Genomic DNA, 10,096 nt, shown 5'->3' with positions numbered 1-10,096 from the left:
ACTATTCCCGCCGCTGGCGTTATAAACGATTTTTCCGAGACGGTTGGTCACTTTGGTGCCGCCCTGTACTGCCAGCAATCCGCTGCCGGCACTATCCAATGGAATTTGCTGACCATTGGCCAATACCAATATACCTCCTGTTGTACCAGGTGCAATATCTTTACGTGTATTCGTTGACGTTACTGATGGTGGTGTTGCGGTTTTTTTAAAAGAGAAGAAATAACCGCCTATGGCGATCAATGCAGCGATACTGGCTGCCACGGCGACTTTTATCAACCATCTTACCGGACGCTGCTCCCTGATCTGAGGAGCTTCCGCCATCATGGCGGCAAATTTTGCATCCCAATCCTTTTTACTATTATCCGCTGCATCTCTGGACGCTTCCCATTGTTCCTTTAATACAATGGTGAGCATTTCCATATCTTCCTCCTCTCCTGCTTTGCGCAGCAGTTCCGATAGCTCGTCTTTAGAAATCCTGTTGTCGAGATATTGCTCCAACAGGTACTTCCACGTATGAACAGGACCGTTCTCCATAATGCAATAATTGTGGTAAAAGCATTCTCCTGTTAGTAAGACGAGTAAAAAAGGAACGATAACTAATGAAGGGAAAAAAAAGTTAAAATTTTCCTATTATCAGGATAACAATAGCGATATCTATCTCTTTAACAAGGTAGTTACGGATGAAACGCTGGGCGAGTACGATGTGATTATTAACGGTGGCCCTGGAAATTTGCAGTTGCCGGGCTATCTGATCGTGTGACAGCTCCTCTTCACGGCTTAACGTGTATACTTTTTTGCATTGTGGTGGTAACAGGGAAATAGCGGTGCGTACTTTCTCTTCATACTCATGTACCATCAGCATCGTATCTGCGCCCTCTGTGCCGGCAACGTCGGTCATCTCATACAGGAGTTCCTGCAAACGCGGATCTCTGGCCGCTGTACGCAGGAAATCGATACTTTTATTATGAGCGATACGGAAAAGAAAAGCATCGAAATTATTGATCTGGGAAATGAGGTCTCTACCGGTCCATATCTTCATAAATACGTCCAGTACCAGCTCCTCCGCCACCTGTTCTGATTTGATAAAGCGGGAAATGTAGTAGAACAATCTTCCACGATACTGATCAAACAAAGCTTTGAATGCTTTTTCATTACCCGCAGCGACTTCCTGCAGATCAACCGGTTGATGATGTACTTGTTTCACTGTAAATGGAATATCAGGTAAAACGACAAGTGAACTCAATTTCAATCGCGTCCAAAAAGAAAGCTTATTTCATTACGTGCCTATGGTTGATAATGATGTCAAAAATGAATAACAAGTTATGATGGCATTTCAATACGGTGTTGGCTGATATAGCGAATTTTTTTGCATCTCTTAACCAAACCTAAAATAAAAAAGCCGATCTACCAAATCTTTGCCTTTGCAATCGGTCTCAATGAAAAGCGGCAAAAGGCGTAACTTTCTGATGATAATAAAAACAAGTAGTGTACTTCATACGTTTGAATAGTAATTATATTCTTATGGCTCCTATCTCAGATAATCCCGGTAAAAAGATCAGGGATAAAGTACCCCGCACTTCCCAGGGCGACTTTTCCCTGTCTCCCAAACGCCCCACGATCCTGCAGGCAATTGAAGCCTCCAATTATGACCGGGTCACCGACCTGATTCCCATCCGTTGCGGCAGAATGAGTACATCTCCATTTGCTTTCTACAGGGGCACGGCGGATATTATGGCGCATGATCTTTCCTTTCTTCCACATACCTCTTTGCAGGTGCAGGCCATGGGCGATTGCCACCTCATGAACTTTGGCGGCTTTGCTACCCCGGAACGCAACCTCATCTTCGATGCCAATGATTTTGATGAAACATTGCCCGCCCCCTGGGAATGGGATATCAAAAGACTGGCCACCAGCTTTGTGCTGGCCGCCCGGCATAATAATATGCGGGAAACAGATGCCCGGCAAATGGCCATAGATATGGCCAGCGCCTATAGATTGGCAATGGCGGAATATGTTCAGATGAACACACTGGACCTGTGGTACATGAAATTTGAAATGCAGGACCTCCTCAATAAAGCACGCAGCGAAAAAGTAAAAACCGTGCTGAAAGACGCCATGGATAAGGCACAAAAAAGTACGCCGGAAAAAGCATTTTATAAAATCACCCAAAGTGTATTGGGGAGCTTTGAAATCCTGGATCAGCATCCACTCATTTATCATCCCATCGACCTGGTGAAACAAAAAAAGATGGTGCAGGATTTTCTGAACTTTTATATGAATACCCTGCAGGCCGACCGGCGTTTTCTTTTCAGCCAGTACCGCATTATAGATATTGCACTGAAAGTGGTGGGAGTAGGCAGCGTAGGTACCCGTTGCCTCGTAGCCCTGATGATGAATGCGAAAGATGAACCACTGTTCATGCAGATAAAAGAGGCCAGAACAAGCGTATTGGAAGCCTATACCAGCAAAAGTAAACATAAGCACAATGGAGAGCGCATTGTGCAGGGACAACGGCTCGTACAGGCAGCCAGCGATATGTTCCTGGGATGGAGCACCGGCGAGGAAGGGAGGCATTTCTACCTCCGGCAGCTGAGAGACCGCAAAATTGCCCCCGATGTAGAACATTTCGATAAAGACGTGATGGCAGCGTATGCCGGCTTATGCGGTAAAATACTGGCCCGGGCACATGCTAAAACAGGCCCCGGTGATGTCATCAGCGGCTATCTCGGCAAAGCCGATGTGATGGATCAGGCCATCGGCAAATTCGCCGTGACTTATGCAGATCAGACAGAGAAAGACTACGCGGAATTTGTGAAAGCAATTAAAGCAGGGAAAATTAAAGCGGAAGTGATGTAATTTTTTGTCTTACCCAGGATTATACTGATTTTGATGATTTTCCGGATATTGTTTTACAGGATTAAAAAAGATTAGCGAAGATGCAAGCGGATAATCGCTTTCATCTTCGCTAATCTTTTTATCTTTTTTAAATCTTATAATCAAAAAGAAATCCGGAAAATCATCAAAATCAGTATAATCCTGAGTAAGACTAAAACCCGCGTTAGAAAGTTCTGTCTCTCTTATCGATCCGGCCTCTTCTATTCTTAGGTTTAGGTCTTCTCGGATCTGCTTTCGGCATATCCGGATTAGCACTGTTGGCCTCCATCAGCGCCGCCTCTTCAAAAGGATGTGGCACAGACGGAATGACTTGCCTGGTCAGCTTATTGATGCTGTTCAGGAATGGTCTTTCTTCTGTATCACAGAAAGAAAGTGCGTAGCCTGCTGCACCCGCTCTACCGGTTCTGCCTATACGATGCACGTACGTTTCAGAAACATTCGGTAAATCATAGTTGATCACGTGCTCCAGTGAATCCACATCAATACCTCTGGCTGCAATATCAGTAGCTACCAGCACACGCAGGCGGCCATTTTTAAAGTTGTTCAGGGTATTCTGACGGGAAGCCTGTGATTTATCGCCATGCAACGCATCTGCGTTGATATTGCGTTTCTTCAGGTTTTTAGCGATCCTGTCGGCACCGTGCTTGGTTTGTGTAAACACAATGGTACGTTCAATGGTCTTATCTCTTAAAAGATGATCCAGCAGGGACTGCTTATCTTTCTTCTTTACAAAATAAACCGATTGTTCCACCCTTTCCGCGGTAGTGGCTACCGGCGTAATGGTTACTTTCTCTGGTTTATAGAGTAAGGAGTTAGCCAGCTGTGCAATGCTTGGTGGCATGGTAGCAGAAAAGAACAGGGTTTGACGCTGTTGCGGCAGTTCCCGGATCACTTTCTTGATATCATTGATAAAACCCATGTCCAGCATACGATCCGCCTCATCCAACACGAATATTTCGAGGTGGTTCAGGTAAATGTAGCCCTGGTTCATGAGATCCAGCAACCGTCCCGGCGTGGCGATCAGGATATCGGTACCGTTACGCAGGGCAATGGTTTGCCTGTGCTGAGGTACCCCTCCAAAAATCACATCGTGTTTCAGGCCGGTGTGCTTACCATAAGCGGCAAAGCTTTCATCGATCTGAACCGCCAGTTCCCTGGTAGGCGTGAGAATCAGTGTACGGATATGTTTAAAGCCTTGATTGGCCGGCGTACTGTTATGTAATAACTGTAAAATGGGGATAGCAAACGCAGCCGTTTTACCGGTGCCGGTTTGCGCGCATCCGAGCAGGTCTTTACCTTCCAATACAATAGGAATAGATTGTAACTGTATGGGTGTAGGCGTAGTATAGCCTTCGGTTTTAACTGCTTTTAAAATAGGCTCAATAAGCCCTAATTGCTCAAATAACATGTTGATATATCTGATGTAATAAATTATAAAATAACGCTTCTTCATCTTTAGCGTTATCACAATTGAGGAGAGCAGTAAAGAAAAGATTTCCGGACTGGAGAGAATAGATATTTCTGTGCTTTATGCTTTTAACTCAACAGACGGTAGCAAAGATACTCTTTTTCCGGGAGCAATGCTGATAAATTAAAAAAATAACATATGAAAGGGGCGGAAGGCATAAAGCTGAAAGCAAAAAGCCACTGAAGTGAATGACCTTAGCGGATATATTTAATACGCGTTCATCATTCGCTTCAGTGGCTTTTTGCTTTCAGCTTTATGCTTTTAGCTTTCCGCTGCTACTTCGCTGCTTCCGGCGCAGCATCTGGTTTGGTTTTTGGCTCTTCATTACCGTGGTGACAGGTATAGCAGCTTACCGCCATTACTTCACTACCCTTGAAGAATTTCTTGTTGATGCGCTTGGTCATCTTCATCATGTCCCTGGCTGTTCCTTTGTGCGGATTTTCATCGCTGGCGAAATCCATTTTCTTTGGATCGTCCTTCCGCGGCTCGTGACAGAAATTACATTTTACACCTAACGCAGCATTGAAACCGCGCATAACGGTGATCAGCTCTTCATGACTGATATCCTTTGGCAGGACTTTCAGATTCTTTGCCTTTTCAGGTTCCTGGGGTAACGCCAGTGAGCATAGCGTGCCGACTACTAATAGCGCCGCCACGACTACAAAACTTTTCCTGATTTTCATGACCATGGGTTTAAATAAGTATATAAATGCTTCCTTCAGAGGCGGAATCTACAAAAAAGAATAATACGTTGTAGGTATCTGGACTCGTTTTTTCCCCGCCCTCCCCGAATCCAGCCAAGGTAATGCCGATGATTGGCAACCTAACGCAGACGCTTATACGGCATTATACCATACCAAAGCCCCGCTACTTTTTGTAACGGGGCTTTTATTATTAGTACTCCGCGAATGAATTAATTGTCCACACACAGCTTATTATAAATCATCTCATCAGAAGAAATAGGCCAGATATATTGCGCCGCCGTAGGATCAATCACCGGTACCACACTACTTTTAGATGGGAATGAAATGCCCAGGCGGGTTACTTCCATGCTACGGAAACCTTCACCCAGTAATTCAATGTGCTTCTCCTTTGTAATGGCTGCCAACAGCGCGGCAGGCGTCGCAAAATCGGCGATGGTGTACGTAACAGAAGCATCTGACCGGTGTCTGACAGCGGACAGCATGGCCACTGCGCTGGCATCTACCGTATTCAACTGCCTAACCCTTGCTTCTGCTACATCCAGCAATACCTCGGCATACCTGATAACAGGAATGAAATCCGTAAAAGGACTGGGGGTCGGAAATTTAACCCAATACTTCTTGGCGCCTGCCGTCAGGATAAAATTTCTACGTGCATCGGTGGCAGACTTCCAGGACGAATCGGAAATAATGCCATTGGGATGCAGGGAGTATTCCCCGTTGCCGGTATAGGGTTTTGCAGAAGGCGTAAAGTAATAGCCCAGCTGTGTTTGCGTACCCGGAAAATCGCCGGTAGCTCCTGAGAAAGGCAGGGAAAAAATAGATTCTTTCGAGGAATAAGGCGTGGTAAACACCTTGAAGATATCCCCTTCCAGCGCATGTCCGCCGGGCGACACGAAAGGTGCGCTGGCGGATACCAGCTTCGCGGCTTCCTCTATTACTTTATCGTATTTTTCAAGAAACAGGTACACACGTATTTTAAACGCAATAGCACTATACGCATTGGCATGTGTAATGGCGGGTAATGTACCGGCTGCAGGTTTAGGCAACAACGCTTCGGCAGAATCAAGATCTTTGATCACCTGCGCATAGGTATCATTCACCGTACTGCGCGCCTTCGAATAACTGCCGATCTGCGAATGGCCTTCACTATGAAGAATCAACCCAGGCTTACTTCCGGCGCCATCCCAATGCGGACGTGCATATAATTGCAGCAGAGAAAAATAACTAACGCTGCGAACAAACTTCGCTTCTCCGGCATAGATCTTAGCCATGGAATCGCCCACTACTTTGTTACCTACGGCATTCATGCCAGTCAGAAAAACATTGACGTTATTGATCGTAATGTATCCCTGCGACCAAATCTCTTTCACCTCCTGCGTTTCGCCGGTAGGCACCATTCTCCAGGTAGCATTCAGCGTAACGTTATTCGCTTTTTCATTCACAAAATCCTCTCCCCTTACTTCATTGGCAATTTCAAATTTCCCACCCAGGAACTTCCCGTGTTTCATCACGGAATACAAGCCATTTAACTGACTATTGATCCGATCTTTTGTTTCAAATGCCTTGAAGTCAGGAATATCTGTAGTAGGTACCGGGTCTAATAAATTCTTCTGGCAAGCGCTGAATCCTGCTATAGCTATCAACAGTATGTATGTGCAATATTTTCTCATCTTCGTTGCAGTTTATAAGTTAATATTAAGTCCCACGGTAACAGTTCTGCCATTACCAAGCGTGTTACGATCTACCCCCTGACCGGAAGCATTGTTACCATTGGAAGAAACTTCAGGATCAGGTCCCGGATATTTGGTCATCAACGCCAGATTTTGTCCACGCACATATACGCGGGCACCTGTAAGACGAATAACCCTGGTGAGGCTTTCCGGCAGTCTGTACATCAACCCAACGGTACTTAATTTCACAAAATCACCTTTGAATACATTTGCGGCAATAGCAAAAGAAGAGCCGTTGGAAATGTTATCTCCATTTACCAGCCGGGGCACATCTGTTTGATCACCTGCCTGCTGCCACCTGTTTAATACATCTGTACTGTTATTCCAGTAACGCTGATCTCTCAAACCTGCATTACTGCCGTAATACACATAAAAACCAGTTTGATAGGTGAGCAGCACGTTGAGTTCAAAATCTTTGTAGCGGAAAGTATTTTCCAAACCACCCAATATTTTAGGATTGGTATTTTTATACGCGACTGCATCTTTCACGCCAATAGCAGCTGCTGTTTTGCCATCGGCATATTTGTATTTAACCGCATCTGAATTACTGAAGTATACTTCTTCATCTTTAGCATTAATAAAAATTCTTCTGCCGGTAGCAGGATCTACCCCTTTAGTGCGCACTACATACAACATACTCGCAGGATAACCTACTTTGTTGATACTGGTTTGCTCCAGGCTACTTGTTACAAAAGGAATAGCGGTGATATCTCCTGCCAGGGAAGTAATTTTATTTTTATTAAATGCCACGTTGAAGGAGCTGTTCCAGGAGAAATTCTTTTTATCAATCACCACTGCATTCACACTAAATTCTACCCCTTTGTTAAACATGCTGCCTACGTTGGTAGGAATAGTAGCAATGGTAGCCGTAGTACTGGTAATAGGAATACCGGCAGATGGCATTTGCGGCACAAACAGGATTAACCCGTTAATATCATTATAGTAGTAAGAAAACTCTCCATTGATCCGGTTATTCAACAGTCCGTAAGTAAAACCGATATCTGTTTTTTTACTGGTTTCCCAGTTCAGATTGGGGTTACCTGCCTGGTTAAAATAAATGGAAGGGTTACCACCATAAGGAGAAGGTTTGTACAATGACAATGCATCATAGTCGCCCAGTCCTGCAAAATTACCTACTTTACCATGACTGGCCCTGATCTTGAAGCCACTGAATACGTTATCCAGTCCTGCATTACGCCAGAAATTCTCTTTCGTGATTTCCCATCCCGCAGAGAAACCATAGAATGTACCTTTCTTATAATTGGGACCGAAGGCCGAATACTGGTCCTGTCTTACGTTGGCACTCACGTAATATTTTTCCTTGTAATTATAATTTAAACGGGAGAAGGCAGACAACAGGTAGTTTTCCCGCCGTAGTAAATACCGGGAGAGATCCACTAACCAGCCGCCTTCACTATTGTTAAAATAATTATCCATTTGCTTTTGACGCTCCAGTCCATAGCGTTCGCGCGCATCCCGTTGTTGTTCGGACCCTGCCAGGAAACTTAGGTTATGCTTACCAAACGAATGATCCAGCTGTAGGGTATTTGTCCATACCCAACGTTTGTATTGTGAATAAGTACTGGTCACATCACCTGTAGAAGCCACGGCATCACCCGATAAATAATTCTGGTAAACATCATTATTCATGAGAATGTAGTCGGCACCATACTGTGTTCTCAGCGTCATCCAGCTAAATGGCTTTACCTGCAGATAGATATTTCCCTGGATATGATTTGCTTCAGTATTGGAGTGATCCAGATCCAACAACACCAGCGGATTGTAGATACCAATCGGCAACTTATTTCTTCCACCACCTAAACCAGAACCACTTACATTATAACTGCCGTCATCATTACGGGGCGCTACCAATGGGGAGGTTAGAAAAGCCAGGCGGGCAAGTCCTCCGGAGTTAAACGCTTCCCCTTCCAGTGATCCGGAAGAACCGGAAATGAGACTCTGCTCATTGGAATAACTCATTCGTGCACCAATCGAAAATGCTTTTCCCAATTGCTGATCAATATTAAACAACAGGTTTTTACGTGCAAATTCATTTCTCTTCAAAATCCCCTGTTGTTTGGTATAGCCGCCGGAAAAATAATAGCTGGTATTTTCGGTACCACCGGAAACATTGATGCTATGACTCTGTGATATCGCTTTATCACGATATACCACATCCATCCATTTGGTATCAATAGTTTTACCGCTGGCATCCTGGTTAGCTACATATACATCTGCGCTACCTGCGTTTTTTAATCCTTCATTTTTTATTTCCAGGTACTGCGCCGAGTTTAATACCTCTGGCAAGCGGGTAGGTTTTGTAATACCTACCCAGCCATCATAGGCTACTTTAGCGCGACCAGCTTTTCCTTTTTTGGTGGTGATAAATACTACACCATTGGCAGCACGGCTACCGTAAATCGCGGTAGCAGCAGCATCTTTGGCGATATCAATAGACGCAATATCTGAGGGATTTACACTGGCCAAAGGATTCAAGGGTGCATTGGAGCTGCCTACATCACCGGAAAAAGTGGGTACCCCATCAATCACAATCAGCGGATAAGCACTCATTGAAATAGAGTTAGCGCCTCTGATACGAAACACCGGCGGGTTATTCACAATACCGTTGGGAACTGTGATTTGTACACCCGCGGCACGACCGCCCAAGCCGGCTTCAAAACTAGCCACCGGCAGTTCTGCTACTGCTCCTCCTTTAATAGAAGCAATGCTGCCCGTTACATCTTTCTTCCGCTGTGTACCATAACCTACTACCACTACTTCGGAAATAGCCTTGGCATCTGGTTGCAAAACAATGTTGCCTACGCTGCTACCTTTAATGGTCATCGTCTGCGATTCATACCCCACAAAAGAGGCCCTTAAAGTTTTTGTGGTTTCAGGTACCGTAAGAGAGAACTCTCCTTTGGAATCGGTAACAGTGCCGGTTTTGCCACCGGGCAAACTTACAGACACACCAGGTAATCCATTTCCTGATTCATCTGTTACCTTTCCTTTTACAGTGTGATTAGTCTGTGCCAGCAGCGAGGTGACTGCCCATAGCAGCCCCGCCAGCACGAGTAAAAATTTCCTCATGTCAGAATTGATTTAGATTGTGGTTAGACTAATAAAAACGACTACGCTATTGGTGTAGATTTTGGCATAGAACTCCCGTTCCCGGTCAGTTACACTGATCGCAATGCATAATAAAAACAGTTGTATTTGATAGTACAGATAAGTACTAACGCTGACGGTTAATCAGATTTTAGTTGTATAAAAATTTAGGTTTAGAATTAAATGTCGAT

At 44.7% G+C, this 10,096-nt stretch carries 6 protein-coding genes and 1 pseudogene; 1 reads left to right on the top strand and 6 read right to left on the bottom strand.

All coding sequences use genetic code 11. The features are described from left to right. Positions 1-534 (bottom strand): annotated as a pseudogene (locus tag VIP81_RS03300) (hypothetical protein); the annotation flags it as partial. An 82-nt stretch (positions 535-616) separates the two neighbouring features. Next, positions 617-1,204, bottom strand: coding sequence for an RNA polymerase sigma-70 factor (locus tag VIP81_RS03295; protein WP_331957051.1), 588 nt, complete (start codon positions 1,202-1,204; stop codon positions 617-619). A gap of 317 nt (positions 1,205-1,521) precedes the next feature. Between VIP81_RS03295 and VIP81_RS03290 the strand changes: the two genes are divergently transcribed. Next, positions 1,522-2,856 (top strand): DUF2252 domain-containing protein, encoded by a 1,335-nt coding sequence (locus VIP81_RS03290; RefSeq protein ID WP_331957050.1) that lies wholly within the window; start codon positions 1,522-1,524, stop codon positions 2,854-2,856. Positions 2,857-3,058: 202 nt separating this feature from the next. Here the strand turns inward: VIP81_RS03290 and VIP81_RS03285 are convergent, their stop codons facing one another. The 4 genes from VIP81_RS03285 to VIP81_RS03270 all read right to left on the bottom strand — a co-directional run bounded on the left by VIP81_RS03285 (position 3,059) and on the right by VIP81_RS03270 (position 9,887). After that, positions 3,059-4,348, bottom strand: coding sequence for a DEAD/DEAH box helicase (locus VIP81_RS03285; RefSeq protein WP_331957049.1), 1,290 nt, complete (start codon positions 4,346-4,348; stop codon positions 3,059-3,061). A gap of 290 nt (positions 4,349-4,638) precedes the next feature. After that, the gene (locus tag VIP81_RS03280) at positions 4,639-5,046 is read right to left on the bottom strand and encodes a c-type cytochrome (protein ID WP_331957048.1); all 408 of its coding nucleotides are present in this window, start codon (positions 5,044-5,046) and stop codon (positions 4,639-4,641) included. Between the two features lie 230 nt (positions 5,047-5,276). Then, positions 5,277-6,737 carry a RagB/SusD family nutrient uptake outer membrane protein gene (locus tag VIP81_RS03275; protein ID WP_331957047.1) on the bottom strand — a complete coding sequence of 487 codons (1,461 nt, stop codon included), beginning with the start codon at positions 6,735-6,737 and terminating at the stop codon, positions 5,277-5,279. 12 nt (positions 6,738-6,749) lie between these two features. Then, positions 6,750-9,887: a TonB-dependent receptor gene (locus VIP81_RS03270; protein WP_331957046.1), complete on the bottom strand. Its 3,138-nt coding sequence runs from the start codon at positions 9,885-9,887 to the stop codon at positions 6,750-6,752. Between the last annotated feature and the right edge of the window lie 209 nt (positions 9,888-10,096).

Source organism: Chitinophaga sp., assembly GCF_036566945.1.
In the GTDB taxonomy this organism is placed as follows: domain Bacteria; phylum Bacteroidota; class Bacteroidia; order Chitinophagales; family Chitinophagaceae; genus Chitinophaga.
This window is presented reverse-complemented; position numbering and strand designations above follow the sequence as displayed.